The sequence below is a fragment of the Pseudomonas sp. S30 genome (genome assembly GCF_016518545.1).
Taxonomy (GTDB): domain Bacteria; phylum Pseudomonadota; class Gammaproteobacteria; order Pseudomonadales; family Pseudomonadaceae; genus Aquipseudomonas.
On the sequence record NZ_JACVTO010000011.1, the window covers coordinates 88,695 to 111,182 of the forward strand.

Consider the following 22,488-nt stretch of genomic DNA (forward strand, 5'->3'; position numbering starts at 1 on the left):
CCCTGTGCCTTGGCAAGCACCCTCGCCAGCAGGAAGCCGGTCCCTACGGGACCAGTGGGCGCTTCAGGGTGCCTGCTCTGGACCGCTCAAGCGCGGTTCGCCAATGCCAGAAAGGCCTGGATCAGGCGCAGGCCGCGACGCCGCTCCAGGCAGCCGATCATGTGGCGATTGAGCAGACCGTCGCCGCCCAACGGCCTGGCGACCACCCGCGAATCGTGGGCCAACTCCTGGGAGGACACCACGCCGATGCCCAACTCGGCAGCCACCGCCTCGGTCACCGCTTCGCGGCTGTCGAGCTCCAGCAGGACCTGCGGCTGGACCTCTGCCGCCGCGCACGCGGCGTCGAAGGTTCGACGGGTCACCGACCCAGACTCGCGTAGCACCACCACCTGCCGATCCAGCGCGGCCAAGGGCAGCTCACCGCGCTCGACGGCCCAGGGATGCCCCACGGGCAGCAATGCGCACAGCCTCGATTGGCCAACACCGTGCAGATACAGGCCTGCACGCGGCGCGACCTCGGTGAGCACCGCGACGTCGACATGCTCGCACAGCAGTGCGGCAAGCGTCTCCTGAGCGTTTCCCAGGCGCAGATTGACCGTAATTCCCGGGTACTGCTCACGCAGCGCCGCGAGCATGGGCATGACCCGATGCGGACCGTCAGCAGCCACCTCGAGACGCCCTGTGAGCAGCTGGCGATTGGCCTGGAGCATGGCCTCGGCCTCCTCGGCCAGACCGAACAATGCCCGTGTGATGGCTGCCAGGCGCGTGCCCTCTTCGGTCAGTTCCACGCGACGCGGGGTGCGCCGCAGCAGAGTGATCTGATAGTGCTCTTCCAGCGCCTTCACATGACCGGTCACCGCAGGCTGGCTGATGAACAGGCGTTTGGCGGCGCGGGTGAAACTGCCTTCACGGGCGACCGCATCGAACGCCCGAAGCTGGAACATGTTCATTGATCGGCCTGACTTATAGTTGGCATCAAAACAAGCAATTTGATCGATGGATGACGCAATTGCAATCTAGCCCCGTCATTTTCCAGCCACTGCCTGCGAGGAACCTGCATGACTGGCGCACCTGTACTGCTCACCCCCGGCCCACTGACGACCTCTGGACGCACCCGCCAGGCCATGCTCGAAGATTGGGGCTCCTGGGACGATGGGTTCAACCGCCTGACGGCAGAGGTGTGCGAGCGCCTGCTCGAGATCATCGATGCCGCTTCCAGCCATCATTGCGTACCGCTGCAAGGCAGTGGCACGTTCGCCGTCGAGGCGGCCGTTGGCACGCTGGTCCCCCGCGATGGCAAGGTGCTGGTGCTGATCAACGGCGCCTACGGTGCACGCCTGGCCAGAATCTGTGCGGTTCTGGGGCGTCGCTACTGCACGCTGGAAACCGTAGAGGGCCAGCCGGCCGCTGCGACCGATGTCGACCGTGTGCTCGCCGCCGACCCGGCATTGACCCATGTTGCGCTGATTCACTGCGAAACCAGCACCGGTATCCTCAATCCGCTGGAGGAAATCGCCCAGGTGGTGCACAAGCACGGCAGACGCTTGTTGATCGATGCCATGAGCTCGTTCGGCGCATTGCCGATCGATGCCCGCCAAGTGCCGTTCGAAGCGCTGATCGCCGCATCGGGCAAATGTCTGGAAGGCGTGCCGGGGATGGGCATGGTCTTCGTCGAGAAGAACGCGCTGGCGGCGGCTGGCGGCAACGCCCACTCATTGGCCCTGGACCTTCACGACCAGCACCAGTACATGGCTCGCACAGGGCAATGGCGTTTCACACCTCCCACTCATGTCGTCGCAGCGTTGCATGAGGCGCTGTGTCAATTCGTCGAGCAAGGCGGGCGGGCGGCACGTCTGGAACGTTATGCCGAGAACTGCCGCACCCTCCTCGAAGGCATGGCACGTCTGGGCCTGCGCAGCTTTCTGACGCCGCAGGTCCAGGCCCCGATCATCGTCACCTTCCATGCGCCGCAGCACCCAGGCTATCGCTTCGATGAGTTCTATGCGCGGGTCAAGGCCAAGGGCTTCATCCTCTATCCGGGCAAGCTGACCCAGGTCGACACCTTCCGCATAGGCTGCATCGGGGTGGTCGACACCTCCCACATGCAGGCGGCTGTCGACGCGGTAGCCCAGGTGCTGCGGGACATGCGTGTACTGGACATCTGACGCCCCTACCCCACCTGACGGAAACTACGCCATGAACTACCAGATACCTCAGCGCATTCAAGCTGCCATTCTCGACTGGGCCGGCACCGTGGTCGACTTCGGCTCCTTCGCCCCTACCCAGATCTTCGTCGAGGCCTTCGCCCAAAGCGGCGTGCAGATCACCCTCGAGGAAGCACGAGGCCCCATGGGCATGGGCAAGTGGGACCACATCCGCACGTTGTGCAACCTGCCGGCCATCGCCGAACGCTTCCGCCAAGTGGTGGGTCGATTGCCCACGGACGAGGACGTCACCGCGCTGTACCAACGCTTCATGCCTCTGCAGATCGAGAAAATCGCCGACCACTCGGCGCTGATTCCGGGCGCACTGGACACTCTGACGAAGCTCCGGGAAGGCGGCTTGAAGATCGGCTCTTGCTCGGGCTACCCGAAAGTGGTCATGGACAAGGTGGTGGAGCTGGCCGCCGCCAACGGCTACAGCGCCGACCATGTAGTCGCCACCGACCAGACGCCCAACGGGCGCCCCTGGCCGGCCCAGGCCCTGGCCAACGTCATCGCCCTGGGTATCGAGGACGTGGCCGCCTGTGTCAAGGTGGACGACACCGTCCCCGGTATTCTGGAAGGTCGCAGGGCGGGCATGTGGACGGTGGCGCTGGTGTGCTCGGGCAACGCCCTGGGCGTGACCTGGGAAGCGTACCAGCGCATGGATGCGAGCGCGCTGGACCAGGCGCGCCGGCGTATCGGCGCCCAGTTCGAAGGCGCCAGGCCGCACTATCTGGTCGATACCATCAATGACCTGCCGGCGGTGATCGAGGCCATCGACCGTCGCCTGGCCAGAGGCGAGATGCCGCAAGCCTTCTGAAGATCAGGCGCCATGTCGCCAGCCGCTGGGCTCAGACACCGCGATTGAGCTTGATCCAGGCGGCGAACTTGTCGATGAATCCTTGCAAGAACGGCCGCGTCTTGTCGTTCAGCTTGCCTGCCTCATCGAACAGGTTCGCGGCCCCGCCAATGTAGGCCTCCGGCATCTGCATGCACGGCATGTCGAGAAACACCAACGACTGGCGCACCGCATGATTGGCGCCGAAACCGCCGATGGCACCCGGCGAGACGCTGACCACGGCCGCCGGCTTGCCGCTCCAGGCGCTCTGGCCATAGGGTCGCGAGCCGACATCGATGGCGTTCTTCAGGGCGCCGGGCACCGAACGGTTGTATTCGGGGGTGACGAACAGTACCGCGTCGCTGTCGCGGATCTGTTCGCGAAAACGCTGCCAGGGCTGGGGGGCTCCGGCCGCCTCGACATCCTCGTCATACAGCGCGAGGTCACCGATCTCGACGATCTTCAGCGACAGGCTCGATGGCGCCAGTTCGGCGAGGGCGTGGGCCACCTTGCGATTGTAGGAATCCTTGCGCAGGCTGCCGACTACGACTGCGACGGTATGGATCTGGCTCATGGCGATTGGCTTCCTCTGCAGGTTTGGGAACGCTGTAGTTATAGGAGACCACATCCGTGCGCCGAGGTTTTTTTGCGCGACAGGAAAACTTACCGGGGTGTGTATCGGTCTATGGCAACAGTTATTTCTCCATATTTCAGAGGTTTCATCCCCCATGGCAGCAGTACTGGTCGGTCAATTCCACGCCCGAGATGCCGAAGGTCGTGTCTATCCGGTACACGAGTTCCAGGAGTCCACCTTGCAGCCTGATGGCAGCACACTGGGCTTGCCGATCACTACCTACAGGCTGGCGATCGGCGACCGTGTCAACTTCCTTGGCGAAGACCGCTTCGAACTGGCGCAAACGGGCATCGAGATCGTGCGCATTCCCTGATCAACCTCGCTTGAGCAACGCCCGAGTCAACGTCAGGTTCAGTGCATCGAGCGCCAGCCGGCGTTGCTCGGCAAGTGTGTCCACCTCAGCGCGGTACTCGAGCGCCCCCATCTGATCACGACGCTCGTCCAGAGCGCCCAGGGACTCCCAGAAAGGTCGTTCGGCATCGGTATAGGCCTGCGCATGAAGCCTGCGCAGGTGATCGCACCAGAATTGCCTCTGAGTCAGGTACTCCCCCAGCAGCGGCCCCTGCTCGCGCGCCGTCACCCAGGCGAACGCCTCGTTCAGATCACCGGCGCTGACACCGGCCAGGTGCTCGAACTGCATGAGCCTGGCCTGCCCGGGTAGCTCCAGACGCTCGGCCAGGCCGATACGCAGCGCCAGGCTGATCTCGATTTCATCCACCTGCGCCGGATCCGGCCTGGAGGCTGCATGGCGTCGGGCGAACGCCTCGACCTGGTCCAGGCGGAACAGACGCCGGCCGGCATGCAGCAGTGCCTGGGTGCGATCGGCGCAGCTGGCGTCTGCAACCACTTGCGCGAGGAAGGTTCTGACCTCGATGGCGTTGAAGCAGGTCATCACGCTGTCGACGCAAGTTCGGTCATTGGCCGCGAGATCGAACACCGACCCGCGCAGCTCGGAATCGAGCGCTGCGGCATCGAGCACCGACCACACCCGCGTCTCCAGCTCAGCACGCGCCTGGCGAAAGTCGCGGGTGTCGATCAGCTCCCCGAGCAGGCGAAAGAACTCATCACTCCCAGGCTCCGCCGCCAAGCGCATCCAGGTGTCGCGCCGCTGCGCCAGCGCCTGGTCGTCCAGGCGCTCCAGCCACAGGGCACGCACGCGGTCTTGCGCCACCTCAGGCAGGGGGCGAGCCAGCGTATGCGGCGCCGCCAGGCGCTGACGCGTTTCCAGAGGCAGAGGATTGCGCTCTAGCCTCAGCATCCGGCGAAACCTCTGGGGAGCTTGCAGGATCGACTCGGGTAACGATGCAATACGGTTGTCACGCAGGTCCACGCGCGCCAGGGCGCCGCACCACAGCAGGCGTTCGGGAACCTCAGCCAGGCCACAATCGCGCAGATACAGGCTGTTGAGCCGCGACAGCTGCCCGACGTCCAGCACCGCCGCGCTGAGAGAATTGCTGCTGAGGTCGAGCACTTCGAGGGACTGCAGACCCGCCAGGACCGTGACATCCGCCGCATCGAAATTCAGCCCGTTGCCCTCAAGGCGCAGCTCGCGCAGATGCGTCAGCCGGGCGATCTGCGGTGGGACACGCGTGAGGGCATTGCGTGACAGGCCGAGTCGTTGCAGGTTGGCGAAGCGTTCCAGAAAGCGCTCCGGCAACGTCGACAAGCCCAGGGAGCCCAGACCCAGCGCCTGCACATGGGGAAACTGGATCTGCGCGGGCAGCTCCGGAAGCTGCCTGAGCGCTGCACCTTCAAGATGCAGTGCCAGACAGCCGTGGGCGCCCCCTGCCGGACCACCAATGCGCTGCCAGCAGTTACGAATGGCCTGCGCTGCCCGACGCCTGGCCACAGCGCCAGCACCAGTGCCCTCGGCCCACACGCGCAGGCACACATCCAGACTGCGCAGCGCCTGCTCCTGCTGCAACAGCGTGGCGAAGATGCCGGAGGGGGAACTGCGCAGGCCGTCCAGGTAACGGTCCACTTCGGCGTCCTCCAAGGCGGGAAACAAGGCTCTGACCCGGTCACGGGCCGTGCGCTCCCCGGGAGCCCCTGTTCGACCCCGACCGCTCAGGGCGTAGCCGATACGGCCATCGCCGTGACGCTGCGGAGGCCTGAAAACCCGCGCAGCCCCACCAGGGCTCACCAGGCGCAGAATCTCGTCGCGTGACGCGGGCAGCCAGCGCTGCAGGGCCTGGCGCATGTGCAGCGCGGCCTGCGGTCCTGTCCAATGCAGGCGCTGACGATGTTCGGCCGGGAGCACCTGCAGCAGTGCCTCGAACACGCTGACCGGCGCAGCCATTTCATCCAGGCGCAGCCCCTGGGCATCGCAAAGCAGAACACCGGGCTCCTGGCGCACCAGCACCCGCAAGGCTGAAGCAGACTGCGGATACAGGCGCACGCTCGACTGGCCAGCTGCCGTGGCTGTCCGGTACTCTAGGTTAATCGTCACAGGCCAGTGCGCATGGCGGCGCAGCAAGGCGAAGATCAGTTCGACCCCTCGCGCCGAACAGTCGCTGACCAGAAACAGCCCTTCGATCATTCGGTTCGCCTGCTGGCGTGCGAGCAGTGCGCGGGCGTGCTCGGCCATTGCCAGCGGTAGCCGTTGGCGCTGCGCCATCTGCTCCAGCTGGTCGGCACTGGCACGCCTGGACACCTCATGGGCAAAGACAGGTGACAACCCCGGGAAGTCGCGATGAATCAACCGTGCTTCGCTGCCGGTCGTTAGCTGGCGCCAGGCATCATCGAACAGCCAGGCTTGCACCCAGGCTGCGCGTCGCTGGAGAGTCTGCAACTGAACCTGAGCCGGCTCATTGGCCAGCCCGAGGTGCTGAAGCACCGTCGCGAACGGTTGCAAGCCGTCAGCGCCCACGCGCTCGAGGCGCTGGTAGAGTGCCGTGACCTGCTGGTCCACCGCGAAGCGCTGCAGTGTCTCGCGCAGATCGAAAGGCACACCCTGCTGCTCGACCCACAGCGCACGAACATGCGCCGCGTCCAGCCCCGCCACTTGCAGCATGTGCTGCAGACGCTGCGCGTCCAGGGCGCGTGCCGCGGGCCACAGGCGCCAGAGCATCTCGTGCGCAGCACTCCACTCCAGAGGCCGCTCATAACGCAGTCGCCAGCCGTGCTCGCCGTTGTGAATCAGTTCGGGACCGTAGCTGTCGGGACGTGCCGGGTCGGCCAGGTGCCAGCTCCCGGAGGTTCGCTGCTGCACGCGAAAGCTCTGCTGGGTATGCTCCCACCACCAGTGCCCGGCCTGATGGCGCAGACCGTTGGCGTGCAGCGATGCCGTCTCGGGCACGCTGTCACGAAACACCGTCAGCTCGCCTGACCACAGGCGCGGGCCGGCCTCGGTGAGGATCGGCTGCAGCGCATCGACGTGGGCGGCGCGCTGGATGCCGCGAGCCACCCACTGACCTCCGGCCGCCAAGACCGCATTGGCAGCCAGGTTCTCGGCAACGCCCAGCAGATGATCGACCGCTTCATGCCGATGCCCTTGCGCCCAGCTCACGACGCCCTCGAACACCCCCGACAGCAACTGCCCGGCCATCTGCGCCAGCAGCAGCTCGTTGACCCCTGGGATAAAGCCGCCGACCAGCCCCAGCAAGCTACTGGCCGCCTCGGTCAGAGCAGCGTGGCGCAGCAGGGTCTGCCGGCGGTCGAACTCTCGGGTCGGGACCAGCAACGTCAGCGCATCGTCGTGCAAGCGCCGACGCAACTGCAGCGCCAGCGCCATGAAAGGATCAGTGCTCAGCGCGAGGCTGCGAGGCGAGGGATCGACCTGCGGATCCTTCAAGCGTTTGGCCAGCGCCAGGGAAAATGCCGAGCGCGTCTGCAAGCCGATGGCCTGTACGAAACGGTCGCGCCATTGGCGGTCGCCGAGCGCCCGACCCAACCATTGCGCCAGCGCTGCCCACCCGTCGAAGCGCCTGATCGGCCCTGTGCCGTCATGGGGGAGATAGAGGATCAGACCCTGGGTGAGCAAGGGATCGACCAGCCCGGGTGGCGGCGTCCATGCCCCGCGCAGGTCGAAGACCAATGCGCCGGTGACCTCGTGCCCGAGCACTTGAAGCGCACCCGATTCGACCCAGCGACTCGCAGGATGCACCGGCGCCTGCCCGGAAACGACCTGCGACAGCGACTGCGCATCGACGGCATCGATCACGCCTTCAAGCCTCGCCTGCTCGATGGCCAGGAGCAGACGATGACGCTCGTGCTCGGCCAGTCGGTCGAGCAGCGACGCCGGCATCGACTCGCTCAGGTGCGCCTGATACGCCTGCCCTACATCGAGGTCGCGATACAGCCGCGCTATGGCGTCCAGGTCAGAGGTCAGCAGCCGATGTCCGGTGGCCTCGACCAGGCCGGAACCGGGCAGAAAGTGAGCTTTGGCCGCGAAGTTGCCGAACAACCGCGCCAGCGCGGGGACATGGACACACTCGCTGACGAAGATGTAGGACGGCACGCGCTGCACGCGTCGACGCTCGCGCCATGCAACCTGGCGCAGGTCGAGGTTCAGGCCCAGGCGCGCGCGCAGTTCCGCCTCCAGGCGGGTACGCGCGAAGGTCTGCGGATCCTGCAGTAGGCTCATGGCCTGCTGGAGCCCGACGAGGCTGCCATGGTAGGCCCGGTAGGCATCGTGCAAGGCACGGCAAGCCGCCGGGGATGAGGGTTTCAGCCATTCAGGCAGCAGCTGGCCGATGAAGGCGTCCATCGGGTTGAGAGAACGGGGGTCGGGGATTGCAGCAGACATCGGCGGGCTCCGGGCTGAGTGCACCCTGGCCAGCATGTCTGGCGGCGTCACCGACCTGCAGTTGGAAGCCTGTCAGCGGCAGCACCGCTTGCTCGTCGCTAGGCGTCGCTCAGGGTCTGCCACAGGGCTGGCGCGCCTGCCGACTTGGCGATGGCGGCCAGACGCTCGCTGTGCGCATGAAGCTCCTCTTCGCTGGCCGCGATCACCCGACCAGGCTGACGACCGACGATGCGGCGGATCTCGCTGCCAGTGCTGCCCTGCCCTTCGCCCTCGTCACTGCCCTGGCCGGCCAGCGACAGGCTGGTCTGACCGCCGGTCATCGCCAGGTAGACGTCGGCCAGCAGCTCCGAGTCGAGCAGTGCGCCGTGCAGGTCGCGCCCGGAGTTGTCGATCCCATAGCGCTTGCACAGCGCGTCCAGGCTGTTGCGTTGGCCCGGATGGCGCGAGCGCGCCATCATCAAGGTGTCGAGAATGGTGCAGTGGCGGGAGATGTCAGCCCGGTCGTCCTGGCCCAGCAGCGCGAATTCGTTGTTGATGAAACCGACGTCGAACGCGGCGTTGTGGATGACCAGCTGGGCGCCCTTGATGTAGTCGAAGAACTCTTCGGCGACATCGGCGAAGCGGGGTTTGTCGAGCAGGAAGGTGTCGGTGATGCCGTGCACGCCGATCGCGCCCTCGTCGCTCTCGCGATCAGGTTGCAGGTAGACGTGGAAGTTATGCCCGGTCAGGCGCCGGCCGATCACCTCGACGCAGCCGATCTCGATGATCCGATGACCTTCGCTGACCGGCATGCCGGTGGTTTCGGTATCCAGGACGATCAGGCGAGTATTGTGCGGGTCCACGCGGACACTCCAAGCAGCATCGAGTAGGCCCGGGAGTATACAGCAATACGCCCATGGACTGATGGCCCATGGGCGCTGCGTAGTTGACAGGTGTCGAGTCGCGCTAAATCAATTCTGCACGCTCTGCACCGAACCGCCATCGACTCGCAGGTTACTGCCGTTGATGAACGACGCGCGCTCGGAGACCAGCAGGGCGATGGCCGCCGCCACTTCCTCGGGCTGACCACGGCGCTGCTGCACGATGCCTGGGCGTTCTTCCTCGAGGAAACTCTTGACGGCTTCATCGAAGCTCACGCCCATTTCCTCGGCGCGCTGCTTCATCATGCCGTCGGTCATGCCGGTCTCGATGAATGCCGGGGACACCGTATTGCACAGGACCCCGTGAGCGGCTTCCTTGTAGGACAGGTTCTTGATGAAAGCCGCCAGAGCGGCCTTGGCGACGTTGTACACGGCCTCTTCCCAGTAAGGCTGCACGGCGTTTTCCGAGGTGATGCACACCAGCCGTCCCCAGCCGCGCTTGCGCATGGCCGGGATCGCGGCGCGGGCGACGCGCACAGCGGTGAAGAAATCGGTATCCCAGGCTTCCTGGTAGTCTTCATCGGCCAGCGTCAGAGGGTCGCCTTTGGCGCCGGTGACGCCAGCGGTGTGGACCACGATATCGACCTGGCCGAAACGTTCTTCGGCCTGGCGAATGAGGCCGTCCACCTGGGCCTGGTCGGTCATGTCCGCGGCGATCAACAGGGGCTCGCCGGCCAGGTCTGCACTGGATTTCTCCAGTTTTTCCTGATCCATGTCGGTCAACACCACGCGCACGCCTTCTTCTGCCAGCAGGCGTGCGGTCGCCAGGCCGATGCCACCTGCGGCGCCACTGATCAATGCCACGCGTTTGTTCAAGCCTAGATCCATCACATTTCTCCTCGGGAAAAACCATCAGCGATACGGTGAGCGAAATCGAGCATGGGTCGCGCCAGCGCCAGGGGGGTCTGCAACGGCATAAGGTGGCCAGCCCCCGGCAGTGTCAGCACCAGGCTGTGGGGAAAATGGCTGAGTGTCGTGCGCTGCTGCTCGTGGGCGTCGGGCACCTGGGCGTCGTCCTCGCCGCAGATCAGCAAGGTCGGGTACGGCAGGCTGCCGATACGATCGCTCCAGTCCTCGCGACTGCCATGATCGACCCAGGCTCGCCACGCCTCGAGATTCAACACCTGGGCGTCGGCGATGGCGACTTCGCGCAGGGCATCGGGCAGGCGATGGAAACTGGACTCGTCGACGAACTGTTCGGCCTCGGCTCGCGAAGCGGTGTAGCGACGCTGGCGGTCACGGTCCTCTTCGCTCATGGGCTGGGGACCGGGCGGCGAAGGCGCCACCAGAATCAGCCCCTGAAGGTACTCTGGGCGACGGGCGGCCAAGGCCACCGCGACCTTGCCGGTCATCGAATGGCCGACCAGCACGCAGCGTTCGATGCCCAGCTTGCGCAAGCTGGCATCGACCTGATCGGCCATCTGCGAGACGCTGTAGCCTTCGACCTGATTGGCGTCACCGAAACCAGGGGTATTCAAGGCGATGCAGCGATGCTCGCGATCCAGGAAGGGCAGCGTCGGCCCCCAGGTGCGGTGGGAGCCGCCGAGAAAGTGCATGAGCACCAGGGTGAGCGGGCCTGAGCCCTGCTGGCTGTGTGGGAGCATCGATTCCGGCCTCGTGGGATATTCCAGTGGAGAGGGAGGCGGCTCGAAGAGTTCATTAAATGATCGAGGTGCAGCGCGCAGACCAGGTGCCTGCGCACGAGGGTCTCAGCGTGGCGTGCGGACCTCGTCGACGCCCCGGTTGGCCAGCTGGTCCGCACGTTCGTTGCCGGGATGGCCGATGTGGCCGCGCACCCATTTCCAGGTGACTTTATGGCGATTGACCTGCTCGTCGAGCAGCTTCCACAGATCGGCGTTCTTCACCGGCTCCTTGGATGCGGTCTTCCAACCGCGCTTCTTCCAGTTGGACATCCACTCGGTGATGCCTTTCATCACGTACTGCGAATCGGTGGTGAGCACCACGTCGCACTCGCGCTTGAGCGCCATGAGGGCGCAGATGGCGGCCATCAGTTCCATGCGGTTGTTGGTGGTGTCGCGTTCGCCACCCCACAGTTCCTTTTCCACGCCCTTGTAGACGATCAAGGCGCCCCAGCCGCCCAGGCCAGGATTGCCCTTGCAGGCGCCATCGGTGTAGATCTCGACGCTATCGCTCATGTACCGCCTTCGCTCGCTTGCAGGTTATGGACCACGGACGGCTTCACGGCTCGCTGTGACGGCGATTGACCTTGGCCAGCGGCAGGGGCAGCAACTTGCCCACCGGCTCGCGCCGTTCCAGCGGCAGCGGGCGCAGGCCGACCACCACCTTGCGTGCCACCAGCAGGTACACCCCGCCGCCGGCCGACTGCCAACCGCCGGCCATCCGTTCCCAGCCGGCCAGGCGCTGCTGCCAGACCGCTGAGCAAAGCGGCGGACGATAACACCCGAAGCGGCGTTTCTCCAGCGCGAAACCCAGCAGGTTGAGCCAGTCGCCCAGGCGCGACGGCGAGATGCAGCGCGCCTTGCGCAGGACACTGCGGCTCATCAGGCGGCGTGCGCCCCAGGCACTCCAGGGATTGATGCCGACCACCAGCAGATGACCGCCTGGGCGCACGGCGCTGGCGGCCTGGCGCAGCAAGCTGTGCGGCGACAGGCTGAAGTCCAGGCCGTGCTGCAGCACCACCACGTCGGCGGCGTGCTCGGACAGCGGCCAGGCCTGCTCTTCGCAGACGATCTCGACGCCCGGCAGTGGCGCACCGAGGCGCACGTTGCGTTGCACCTTGAGCGCCCGGGGCGGCACCCCGGCGCCAGGGCCGTAGTGCACCAGAAAGCCGCCGAAAAAGCGGTCCAGCTCATCTTCGAGCAGTTTTTCCTCCTCCTTGAGCAGCAACTGGCCCAAGGGGCCGGCCAACCAGTCACGCGCCTGGCTGATCAGTTCCACCCACTCGGGGTCGGCCTGGGCGAAGGCTTGATCGGTCATTGCATTCTCCCTGGAAGGTTTCGTCGGCCGCGCCATCGCGGCTAAGATGCCCTTACGTCAATGCCAGAGACTTCGGAGCCGGACCATGATACAGATCGATGCCCTTCGGGCTTTCTCCGACAATTACATCTGGTTGTTACAGGATACCGCCAAACGCCTGTGCGCGGTGGTCGACCCAGGCGATGCGGCGCCAGTGCTGACCTGGCTGCAGGCCCATGGCGACTGGACGCTGACCGATATCCTCGTGACCCACCACCACCACGACCATGTGGGGGGTGTCCAAGCCCTCAAACGCACCACCGGCGCCAAGGTCCAGGGTCCGGCCCACGAGTCCATTCCCGCTCGGGATGTGGCGCTCGAGGACGGCGATCGGATCACCGTGCTGGGGCTGGAGTGGCAGGTGCTGGCCGTGCCTGGCCATACCTTGGGCCACATCGCGTTCTACAGCGAAGCTACGCCGACACCGCTGCTGTTCAGCGGCGATACCCTGTTCGCCGCCGGCTGCGGGCGCATGTTCGAGGGTACCGCGCAGCAGATGCAGCCGGCCCTGCAGCGCCTGGCCGCACTGCCAGAGCGCACCGAGGTGTATTGCGCACACGAGTACACCCTGAGCAACCTGCGTTTCGCCAAGGCCGTGGAACCGGACAACACCCACGTGGCGCAACGTTTCGAGGACGTCACCCGGCTGCGGGCCGACGACCGCATCACCCTGCCCTCCACCATCGGCCTGGAACGGCTGACGAACCCGTTCGTTCGCACGACTGAAACATCCGTTAAACAAAAAGCGGACGAATGGAAGGGCTCCCCCAACGACAGCCAGGTCGCGGTTTTCGCTGCACTCAGGGCCTGGAAAGACCAGTTCTGAGCGCCGTCGTTCCATCGCGAGAAGCTATCCAAGGTTGACCCATTCGGGTGCGGTTTCTAGAATCGCCGGACTTTTTTGCCCGGAAAACTGTGTACGCCGATGTCTTCACGTAGCCGCCGCACCGCTCATTCCGCCGCCCTGACGCGTCTGGCGCAAGTCAGCGCCCTGGCTCTGGCCGCCACCCTGGTGGGCTGCCAGAGCAGTCGTCCGGTCGACGAAGCTGACAGCGTTCGCGCACACGACTATCAGGCCAGGATCAAGCACCGGCCAGCCCCGCTGGTGATCAGGCCGGTCGAGCAGAAAGCGCCGGAAGATGTCTGGGAACGCATGCGCCAGGGCTTCGCGCTGCAGGACAGCATCGACGTCAATCCGCGCATCGAGCAGCAGCGCCTGTGGTTCGCCAGCAATCCGAGCTTTCTGGAAAACGCTGGCGAGCGTGGCAGCCTCTACCTGCACTACATCGTCGAGCGCCTGGAAGAGCGGGACATGCCGTTGGAGCTGGCGCTGCTGCCGGCCATCGAAAGTGCCTACAACCCGATGGCCTACTCACGCGCTCACGCCGTGGGGCTGTGGCAGTTCATCCCTTCCACGGGCCGGCATTTCAACCTGCGCCAGACCAACTTCTACGACGGCCGCCGCGACATCACCGCCTCGACCAACGCCGCCCTGGACTACCTCACACGCCTGCACGACATGTTCAACGGCGACTGGCTGCTCGCCCTGGCCGCCTACAATGCCGGCGAGGGTACGGTGAGCCGGGCGATCGAGCGCAACGAACGCCTGGGCCTGCCCACCGACTACTGGAACCTGCCCCTGCCCCAGGAAACCCGCGACTATGTGCCCAAGCTGCTGGCCCTGTCGCAAGTGGTGCTGACGCCGCAGGCCTATGGAGTGAACCTCAGCCCCATTGCCAACCAGCCGTACTTCGAGGTGGTGGCCATCAACGACCGTCTGGACCTGAGCCGGGTCGCCGCCTTCGCCAACATCGACGAAGACGAGTTGATCCAGCTCAACCCGGCCTTCAAGAAGCGCATGACGGTCGACGGTCCGCAGCAGTTGCTGGTGCCAACGGCCAAGGCGCAATTGCTGACCAGCAGCTTGTCCAACCTAAAGCCCGAGCAACTGATCAGCCTGCAACCGAACAAGGCCGTGTTCCAGGCAGCGCTGGCCGAAGCCAAGGCCCCGGTCGCCAACACCCGCTATCGGGTCAAGCGCGGTGACAACCTGGGCAGCATCGCCCAGGCCAATCGCGTGTCGATCAAGGATATCCAGCGCTGGAACCGCCTGTCGGGCAGCAGCCTGAAGGTTGGCCAGGTACTGGCGTTGCGCGGCGCCGGGGCGCCCAGCGCAGCCGCCAGCCGGGTCGCAGCGGCCCAGCAGCGCTCGACCCAGTACAAGGTGCGCAAGGGTGATTCCTACTACCTGGTCGCCAAGCGGTTCAACGTCGAGATGAAGCACCTCAAGCGCTGGAATCCACGCACCGGGCAAGCGCTCAAACCGGGTCAGACACTCACCGTCTACCTGGGCCGCTGAGTTCACCCGCCCTCACCGACGGATGGGCCTCAAGCCCCATCGCCGTCGGTGGTCATGCCACCTGCGCAGGCTGTCGGCAACCGCGCTGGCGCATCAACCCGAGCCGCTGCAGCAGCGTCTCGCCCCACTCTTTTTCCATGCCAGACAAGCTGTTACTGTACGCCGGACAAGCCCAACGCCGTCTTGACCGGATCCCAGACTTGATAAGACCTCTCCTCCTGTCGCTGAGCCTGGCCTTGAGCTTCCCCGCCGTCGCGACCGTGAGCGAAAGCCATGGCTATACGCAGTTCGGCACGCTCAAGTACCCGGCCAGTTTCACCCATTTCGACTGGGTCGACCCGCAGGCGCCCAAGGGCGGCACCTTGCGGGCCATGGCGTTCGGCACCTTCGACACCCTCAACCCCTATACCTTCAAGGGTACCAGCCCGGTCTCGACGCCCAACTTTCAGCAGTACGGCGTCAGCGAGCTCAACGAGACGCTGATGGTCGGCACCGGCCAGTACGACCCCTCCGGCGACGAACCCACGTCCAGTTACGGACTGATCGCCCGCTCGGTGGAATACAGCGAAGACCGTAGCTGGGTGGTGTTCAACCTGCGTCCCGAAGCGCGCTTCCATGATGGTCAGCCGATCACCGCCGCCGACGTCGCCTTTTCCTATCGCACCTTGCTCAAAGAAGGGCACCCGCTATACCGCACCAACCTTCAGGAGGTGCAGCGGGTCGACGTGCTCGGGCCACTGCGCATCCGTTTCGTGTTCAAGCGCGCCGGTAATCCGCTGCTGATCCTGCGCCTGGGCGAGATGCCGGTGCTGCCCAAGCACTACTGGCAGGGTCGGGACTTCAAGGCCACCACCTTCGAGCCGCCTTTGGGCAGCGGACCTTATCGCATCAGCGAGGTCCAGCCCGGCCGGCGTCTGGTCTTCACCCGGGTCAAGGACTACTGGGGCAAGGATTTGCCGGTCAATCGAGGCAAATACAATTTCGACCGCGTGGAATTCGAGTTCTATCGCGATGCCACCGTGGCCTTCGAGGCGTTCAAGGCTGGTGAATTCGACATCTACATCGAGCACCAGGCCAAGAACTGGTCCAACGGCTACAACTTCCCGGCCATCGGTCGTGGCGAGGTGATCAAGGCGCAGATCCCCCACCGCATCCCGACCCAGACCCAGGGCTTGTTCATGAACACCCGCCGTGCGACATTCGCCGAGCCGAAGGTGCGCGAAGCGCTGGGGCTGATGCTCGATTTCGAGTGGACCAATCGCGCGCTGTTCAGCAGCGCCTACCGCCGCGCCACCAGTTACTACCCCAACAGCGAGTTCACCGCCAGCGGCCTGCCCACGGGCAAGGAGTGGTTGCTGCTCTCGCCGCTGCGTGAGCAACTGCCGGCCAGGCTGTTCACCGAGCCTGTCCAGGTCAGCCACACCGACGGCCGTGGCATCGACCGCCAGACGCTGCGCAAGGCACTGGCGCTGCTGGGCGAGGCCGGCTGGAAACTCGACGGCCAGCGCCTGGTCGATGCCCAGGGTCGGCAGTTACGGTTGGAACTGCTGCTGGTCAACCCGAACCTGGAGCGCATCCTGCAGCCGTATGTCGAGAACCTCTCCAGCATCGGCATCGACGCGCGCCTGCGTACCGTGGACCGTGCCCAATACAAGCAACGGCTGGACCAGTTCGATTTCGACATGATCCTGATGACGTTGAACCAGACCCTCAGCCCTGGTCTGGAACAGTGGCAGTATTTCCATTCCAGCCAGGCGTCGATCAAGGGCAGCAAGAACTACGCCGGCATCAAGGATCCGGTGGTCGACCTGCTGCTCGACACGCTGCTGGCCGCCCGCACCCGTGATGAGCAGGTGGCGGCCGCCCGCGCGCTGGACCGCGTGCTGTCGTGGCAGTACTACATGATTCCCAACTGGTACCTGGACAACCATCGCCTGGCCTACCGCAACCGGTTCGCCTTCGTCACCACGCCGCCCTATACCCTGGGGCTCAACAGCTGGTGGCTCAAGACTTCGGAGAAAGCCAAATGATGCCCATGCCTCGCCTGCGCCTGGCCACCGGCCTGCTGCTCGCCTGCCTGAGCCTGGGGGCTGCGGCGGCCCCGCAGCACGCCCTGACCCTTTACGACGAGCCGCCCAAGTACGCGGCCGACTTCAAGCACTTCGACTACGTGGACCCCGATGCGCCCAAGGGCGGCACCTTTCGCCAGGCCAGCGTGGGCAGTTTCGACAGCCTCAACCCCTACATCAACAAAGGAGTGGCGGCAGATGGCATCAGCAGCATCTACGACACCTTGATGCGCGCCAGCCTGGACGAACCGTTCACCGAGTACGGCCTGGTCGCCGGGCGTATCGAAAAGGCCCCGGACAACGGCTGGGTGCGCTTCTACCTGCGCCCGGAAGCACGCTTTCACGACGGCCATCCCATGCGCGCCGAGGACGTGAAGTTCAGTTTCGAGGCGCTGACCAGGCAGGGTGCGCCGTTGTACCGCCAGTACTACGCCGACGTGGCCGAAGTGGTGGTCGAAGATCCGTTGCGCGTGCTGTTCAGGTTCAAGCACAGCAACAACCGTGAACTGCCGCTGATCCTCGGCCAGTTGCCGGTCCTGCCCAAGCACTGGTACGCCAACCGTGATTTCGCCAAGGGCAACCTGGAAATGCCGCTGGGCAGCGGTCCTTACAAGGTGGCCGAGGTCAAGGCTGGGCGTTCGATTCGCTACGAGCGGGTCAAGGACTACTGGGCCAAGGATCTGCCGATCAACCGCGGTCAGTTCAACTTCGATGCCATGACCTACGACACCTACCGTGATTCGGCCGTCGCCCTGCAAGCGCTCAAGGCCGGGCAGTTCGACTACGCCCTGGAAGTGAGCGCGAAGAACTGGGCCACCGCGTATGACGTGCCCGCCGTGCGCGACGGGCGGCTGGTCAAGGAGGAGCTGCCCAATGGCAATCCGGTCGGTATGCAGGGCTTCATCTTCAACCTGCGCAAGCCCGTGTTCCAGGACATCCGCGTACGCCAGGCGCTGAGCCTGCTGCTGGATTTCGAGTGGACCAACAAGCAGCTGTTCAACGGCGCCTACACGCGCACCGGCAGCTACTTCGAGAACTCCGAAATGGCCGCCCAGGGCCTCCCCTCGCCCGACGAGCTCAAGGTACTGGAGCCGCTGCGCGGCCAGGTGCCCGAGCAGGTGTTCGACCAGGTCTTTCACAACCCGGTGACCGATGGCAGCGGGATGATCCGCGAGCAGCAGCGCAAGGCCTACCAACTGCTCACCGCAGCGGGCTGGAAGATCGACAACGACAAGATGGTCGACGCCCAGGGCAAACCGGTGTCCATCGAGTTCCTCCTGGCCCAGCCCGAGTTCGAGCGTGTGCTGCTGCCGTTCAAGCGCAACCTGGCCGAACTGGGCATCGACCTGAGCATCCGCCGAGTGGACGTTTCGCAATACATCACCCGTCTGCGTTCACGGGACTTCGACATGATCGTCAGCGGCTTCCCGCAATCGAACTCGCCGGGCAACGAGCAGCGCGAATTCTGGAGCAGTGCAGCCGCCGACAACCCCGGCAGCCGCAACTTCATCGGCCTGCGCGATCCGGCCATCGATCGACTGGTCGAAGAGCTGATCAACGCCGGTTCACGCCAGGACCTGATCGCCCATACCCGCGCACTGGACCGCGTGCTGTTGTGGGGGTACTACGTGATTCCGAACTGGCACATCAAGACCTGGCGCGTGGCGTACTGGAATCACCTGGGTCACCCACAGGTCTCGCCCAAGTACGACGTAGGGCTGGACACCTGGTGGATCAAGCCTGAAGTGACACCGGCGGCCAGCCAGGCACCCGTTCCCAGCCCGGCCGAGGCGCACTGACATGCTCGCTTATATCCTGCGGCGCCTGCTGCTGATCGTACCGACGCTGTTCGGCATCCTGATCATCAACTTCATCATCGTCCAGGCCGCGCCAGGCGGTCCGGTCGAGCAGATGATCGCCAAGCTCGAAGGCTTCGACGGCGCCACCAGCCGCATTGCCGGTGGCGGCGCGGAAGTCTCGGTGGCCGGTTCCAACTACCGCGGCGCCCAGGGCCTGGACCCGGCCCTGATCGCCGAAATCGAGCGCATGTACGGCTTCGACAAATCGGCCCCCGAACGCCTGTGGATCATGGTCAAGAACTACGCCCAGCTGGACTTCGGCGACAGCTTCTTCCGCGACGCGCGGGTCATCGACCTGATCGCCGAGAAGATGCCCGTGTCGATCTCGCTGGGGTTGTGGAGCACGCTGATCATGTACCTGGTGTCGATCCCGCTGGGGATCGCCAAGGCCGTGCGCCACGGCAGCCACTTCGATGTGTGGACCAGCTCGGCGATCATCGTCGGCTACGCCATTCCGGCGTTCCTGTTCGCCATCCTGCTGATCGTGCTGTTCGCCGGCGGCAGTTACTTCGACTGGTTCCCGCTCCGGGGACTGACCTCCAACAACTTCGAACAGCTCAGTACCACCGGCAAGATCCTGGACTACTTCTGGCACCTGGTGCTGCCGATCACCGCGCTGGTCATCGGCAACTTCGCCACCATGACCCTGCTGACCAAGAACAGCTTCCTCGACGAAATCAACAAACAGTACGTGGTCACCGCCAAGGCCAAGGGCCTGAGCCGCACCCGCGTGCTCTACGGCCACGTGTTCCGCAACGCCATGCTGCTGGTGATCGCCGGTTTCCCCTCGGCGTTCATCGGCATCTTCTTCACCGGCTCGCTGCTGATCGAGGTGATCTTCTCCCTCGACGGCCTGGGGCTGATGAGCTTCGAGGCGGCGATCAATCGCGACTACCCGGTGGTGTTCGGCACCCTGTTCATCTTCACCCTGCTGGGGCTGGTGGTGAAACTGATCGGCGACCTTACCTATACCCTGGTCGATCCGCGCATCGACTTCGCCAGCCGGGAGCACTGACATGGCCCTTTCTCCCCTCAACCGCCGACGCTTCGAGCGTTTCAAGGCCAATCGACGCGGCTGGTGGTCGCTGTGGCTGTTCCTGGTGCTGTTCGGCCTGAGCCTGGGCGCCGAGCTGATCGCCAACGACAAGCCCATCGCCGTACGCTACGACGGCCAATGGTATTTCCCGGCGTTCAAGCGCTACCCGGAAACCACCTTCGGCGGCGAATTCCCACTGGAGGCCAACTACAAGAGCCCCTACGTGCGCGAGTTGCTCGCCAGCAAGGACAGCTTCGTGCTGTGGCCGCCGATTCCGTTCAGCTACCAGAGCATCAACTACGACCTGAAGGTGCCAGCCCCGGCCCCGCCTTCGACCGACAACCTGCTGGGGACCGACGACCAGGGCCGCGACGTGCTAGCCCGAGTGATCTACGGTTTCCGCATCTCGGTGCTGTTCGCCCTGACGCTGACCCTCGCCAGCTCCGTCATCGGCGTGATCGCCGGTGCCCTGCAGGGCTTCTATGGCGGTTGGGTCGACCTGGCCGGCCAGCGTTTCCTGGAGATCTGGTCGGGCCTGCCCGTGCTGTACCTGCTGATCATCCTGGCCAGCTTCGTGCAGCCGAATTTCTGGTGGCTGCTGGGCATCATGCTGCTGTTCTCGTGGATGAGCCTGGTGGACGTGGTGCGCGCCGAGTTCCTGCGCGGGCGCAACCTGGAATACGTGCGCGCCGCGCGCGCCCTGGGCATGCGCAACGCACCGATCATGTTCCGCCACATCCTGCCCAACGCGATGATCTCCACCATGACCTTCATGCCGTTCATCCTCACCGGCGCCATCGGCACCCTCACCGCGCTGGACTTCCTCGGCTTCGGCCTGCCGGCCGGTTCGCCGTCGCTGGGCGAGCTGGTGGCCCAGGGCAAGTCCAACCTGCAAGCGCCGTGGCTGGGCATCAGCGCCTTTGCGGTCCTGGCACTGATGCTGAGCCTGCTGGTGTTCATCGGCGAATCCGCCCGCGACGCCTTCGACCCGAGGAAATGACATGAGCCAAGACACCCTGATCGAAGTCCGCGACCTGGCGGTGGAGTTCGTCAACGGCGAACAGGTCAACCGTGTGGTCGATGGCATCAGCTTCGACATCCGCAAGGGCCAGACCCTGGCGCTGGTCGGCGAAAGCGGCTCGGGCAAGTCGGTCACCGCCCACTCGATCCTGCGCCTGCTGCCCTACCCGCTGGCACGCCACCCCGGCGGCAGCATCCGTTACGAGGGCCAGGACCTGCTGCACCTGGGCGAAAAACCCATGCAGCGTATTCGTGGCAATCGCATCGCGATGATCTTCCAGGAGCCGATGACCTCGCTCAATCCGCTGCATTGCATCGAGAAGCAGATCAACGAGATCCTTCTGTTGCACAAAGGGCTGACCGGCAAGCAGGCCACCGCACGCACCCTGGAACTGCTGGAACTGGTGGGCATCCCCGAGCCGAAGAAGCGTCTCAAGGCCCTGCCCCACGAGCTGTCGGGCGGCCAGCGCCAGCGGGTGATGATCGCCATGGCCCTGGCCAATGAGCCAGAACTGCTGATCGCCGACGAACCCACCACGGCGCTGGACGTCACCGTGCAACTGAAGATCCTCGACCTGCTCAAGTCGCTGCAGGCCCGCCTGGGCATGGCCCTGCTGCTGATCAGCCATGACCTGAACCTGGTGCGCCGCATCGCTCATCGGGTCTGCGTGATGCAGTGCGGCCAGATCGTCGAGCAGGCCGACTGCGCTTCACTGTTCGAAAACCCGCAACACCCCTACACGCAGATGCTCATCAATGCCGAGCCCAGCGGCGGTCCGGCCGCCACGGCCGCAGGCACGCCGCTGTTGCAGGTGGACGACCTCAAGGTCTGGTTCCCGATCAAAAAGGGCCTGTTGCGGCGCACCGTCGATCATGTGAAAGCGGTCGATGGCGTCGATTTCAGCCTGCCCCAGGGCCAGACGCTGGGCATCGTCGGCGAGAGCGGTTCGGGCAAGTCGACGCTGGGCCTGGCGATTCTTCGCCTGATCGCCAGCCAGGGCGGCATTCGCTTCGACGGTCATGCCTTGCAGGACCTGAACCAGCAGCAGGTGCGACCGCTGAGGCGCGAAATGCAGGTGGTATTCCAGGATCCGTTCGGTAGCCTGAGCCCGCGCATGAGCGTGGCGGACATCGTTGGCGAAGGGTTGCGTATCCACAAGATCGGTACGCCGATCGAACAGGAGGCGACGATCGTCGCCGCCTTGCAGGAAGTCGGCCTGGACCCGCAAACGCGTCATCGCTATCCCCACGAGTTCTCCGGCGGCCAGCGCCAGCGCATCGCCATCGCTCGCGCCCTGGTGCTCAAGCCTGCCTTGATCCTGCTGGACGAGCCGACTTCGGCGTTGGACCGCACGGTGCAGCGCCAGGTGGTGGAACTGCTGCGCAATCTGCAGGTGAAGTACAACCTGACCTACCTGTTCATCAGCCACGACCTGGCAGTGGTCAAGGCGTTGAGCCATCAACTGATGGTGATCAAACACGGTCAAGTGGTCGAGCAAGGGGATGCACAGACCATTTTCCAGGCGCCGCAGCATGCCTATACTCGGCAGCTGCTGGAGGCAGCCTTTCTGCGACCGGTGTAGCAGTGTGCATGGCTAGACCATGACGTCGACAGGGCGGCTGCATGGCCCTGTCACGCGGCAGGACGCGGAGCACCCGAGGCTCCGAGTCCTGTAACCAGCCCCACAAGCTGGGCGCGAGAAAGATGGCGTAAAGCCACAGCCTGCGTGGATCGAACGCGCCTGGACGTGGTCAGAATCGATAGCCGTCATGGCAATGACGTCAACATCCCACCTGCAGCGACC

General features: G+C 64.9%; 18 protein-coding genes. 10 read left to right on the forward strand and 8 right to left on the reverse strand.

The genetic code is table 11. From position 1 onward, the window contains the following. Positions 1 to 86: 86 nt before the first annotated feature. On the reverse strand, positions 87 to 950 hold the full coding sequence (locus IAE34_RS14120) for a LysR substrate-binding domain-containing protein (protein WP_200139580.1): 864 nt from the start codon (positions 948 to 950) through the stop codon (positions 87 to 89). Between the two features lie 108 nt (positions 951 to 1,058). On the opposite strand from IAE34_RS14120, the gene IAE34_RS14125 reads away from it, so the two are divergent. Next, positions 1,059 to 2,165: a 2-aminoethylphosphonate--pyruvate transaminase gene (locus IAE34_RS14125; protein WP_200139581.1), complete on the forward strand. Its 1,107-nt coding sequence runs from the start codon at positions 1,059 to 1,061 to the stop codon at positions 2,163 to 2,165. Between the two features lie 31 nt (positions 2,166 to 2,196). Further along, positions 2,197 to 3,024: a phosphonoacetaldehyde hydrolase gene (gene phnX, locus IAE34_RS14130; protein ID WP_200139582.1), complete on the forward strand. Its 828-nt coding sequence runs from the start codon at positions 2,197 to 2,199 to the stop codon at positions 3,022 to 3,024. A 31-nt stretch (positions 3,025 to 3,055) separates the two neighbouring features. Here the strand turns inward: phnX and IAE34_RS14135 are convergent, their stop codons facing one another. Beyond that, the gene (locus tag IAE34_RS14135; RefSeq protein WP_200139583.1) at positions 3,056 to 3,616 is read right to left on the reverse strand and encodes an NADPH-dependent FMN reductase; all 561 of its coding nucleotides are present in this window, start codon (positions 3,614 to 3,616) and stop codon (positions 3,056 to 3,058) included. A 154-nt stretch (positions 3,617 to 3,770) separates the two neighbouring features. Here IAE34_RS14135 and IAE34_RS14140 point away from each other — a divergent pair, with 154 nt between their 5' ends. Next, positions 3,771 to 3,989 (forward strand): hypothetical protein, encoded by a 219-nt coding sequence (locus IAE34_RS14140; protein WP_200139584.1) that lies wholly within the window; start codon positions 3,771 to 3,773, stop codon positions 3,987 to 3,989. Here the strand turns inward: IAE34_RS14140 and IAE34_RS14145 are convergent, their stop codons facing one another. The 6 genes from IAE34_RS14145 to IAE34_RS14170 form a co-directional block, all read right to left on the reverse strand. Further along, the gene (locus tag IAE34_RS14145; RefSeq protein ID WP_200139585.1) at positions 3,990 to 8,423 is read right to left on the reverse strand and encodes an NEL-type E3 ubiquitin ligase domain-containing protein; all 4,434 of its coding nucleotides are present in this window, start codon (positions 8,421 to 8,423) and stop codon (positions 3,990 to 3,992) included. It abuts the gene before it with no gap. Positions 8,424 to 8,521: 98 nt separating this feature from the next. Continuing rightward, complete coding sequence (dnaQ, locus tag IAE34_RS14150; protein ID WP_325100995.1) at positions 8,522 to 9,265, reverse strand: DNA polymerase III subunit epsilon; 744 nt, start codon at positions 9,263 to 9,265, stop codon at positions 8,522 to 8,524. Between the two features lie 108 nt (positions 9,266 to 9,373). After that, positions 9,374 to 10,171: an SDR family NAD(P)-dependent oxidoreductase gene (locus IAE34_RS14155; protein ID WP_200139586.1), complete on the reverse strand. Its 798-nt coding sequence runs from the start codon at positions 10,169 to 10,171 to the stop codon at positions 9,374 to 9,376. After that, positions 10,171 to 10,947 carry an alpha/beta fold hydrolase gene (locus IAE34_RS14160; protein WP_200139587.1) on the reverse strand — a complete coding sequence of 259 codons (777 nt, stop codon included), beginning with the start codon at positions 10,945 to 10,947 and terminating at the stop codon, positions 10,171 to 10,173. The genes IAE34_RS14155 and IAE34_RS14160 overlap by 1 nt, the downstream gene beginning before the upstream one ends. 105 nt (positions 10,948 to 11,052) lie before the next feature. Then, positions 11,053 to 11,499 (reverse strand): ribonuclease HI, encoded by a 447-nt coding sequence (rnhA, locus tag IAE34_RS14165; RefSeq protein ID WP_200139588.1) that lies wholly within the window; start codon positions 11,497 to 11,499, stop codon positions 11,053 to 11,055. Between the two features lie 43 nt (positions 11,500 to 11,542). Further along, the gene (locus IAE34_RS14170) at positions 11,543 to 12,301 is read right to left on the reverse strand and encodes a methyltransferase domain-containing protein (RefSeq protein ID WP_200139589.1); all 759 of its coding nucleotides are present in this window, start codon (positions 12,299 to 12,301) and stop codon (positions 11,543 to 11,545) included. 85 nt (positions 12,302 to 12,386) lie between these two features. Here IAE34_RS14170 and gloB point away from each other — a divergent pair, with 85 nt between their 5' ends. The 7 genes from gloB to IAE34_RS14205 all read left to right on the forward strand — a co-directional run bounded on the left by gloB (position 12,387) and on the right by IAE34_RS14205 (position 22,266). Beyond that, the gene (gene gloB, locus IAE34_RS14175; RefSeq protein WP_200139590.1) at positions 12,387 to 13,166 is read left to right on the forward strand and encodes a hydroxyacylglutathione hydrolase; all 780 of its coding nucleotides are present in this window, start codon (positions 12,387 to 12,389) and stop codon (positions 13,164 to 13,166) included. Between the two features lie 99 nt (positions 13,167 to 13,265). Next, positions 13,266 to 14,699, forward strand: coding sequence for a lytic transglycosylase domain-containing protein (locus IAE34_RS14180; RefSeq protein WP_200139591.1), 1,434 nt, complete (start codon positions 13,266 to 13,268; stop codon positions 14,697 to 14,699). A 200-nt stretch (positions 14,700 to 14,899) separates the two neighbouring features. Continuing rightward, the gene (locus IAE34_RS14185) at positions 14,900 to 16,729 is read left to right on the forward strand and encodes an extracellular solute-binding protein (protein ID WP_200139592.1); all 1,830 of its coding nucleotides are present in this window, start codon (positions 14,900 to 14,902) and stop codon (positions 16,727 to 16,729) included. Then, positions 16,726 to 18,567, forward strand: a complete 1,842-nt coding sequence (locus IAE34_RS14190) for an extracellular solute-binding protein (protein WP_200139593.1) — start codon at positions 16,726 to 16,728, stop codon at positions 18,565 to 18,567. Before IAE34_RS14185 ends, IAE34_RS14190 begins: the two co-directional genes overlap by 4 nt. Position 18,568: 1 nt before the next feature. Then, complete coding sequence (locus IAE34_RS14195) at positions 18,569 to 19,642, forward strand: microcin C ABC transporter permease YejB (RefSeq protein ID WP_200139594.1); 1,074 nt, start codon at positions 18,569 to 18,571, stop codon at positions 19,640 to 19,642. Between the two features lies 1 nt (position 19,643). Next, positions 19,644 to 20,663 (forward strand): ABC transporter permease, encoded by a 1,020-nt coding sequence (locus IAE34_RS14200; RefSeq protein WP_200139595.1) that lies wholly within the window; start codon positions 19,644 to 19,646, stop codon positions 20,661 to 20,663. A gap of 1 nt (position 20,664) precedes the next feature. Beyond that, positions 20,665 to 22,266 (forward strand): ABC transporter ATP-binding protein, encoded by a 1,602-nt coding sequence (locus IAE34_RS14205; RefSeq protein WP_200139596.1) that lies wholly within the window; start codon positions 20,665 to 20,667, stop codon positions 22,264 to 22,266. The last annotated feature ends 222 nt before the right edge of the window (positions 22,267 to 22,488 follow it).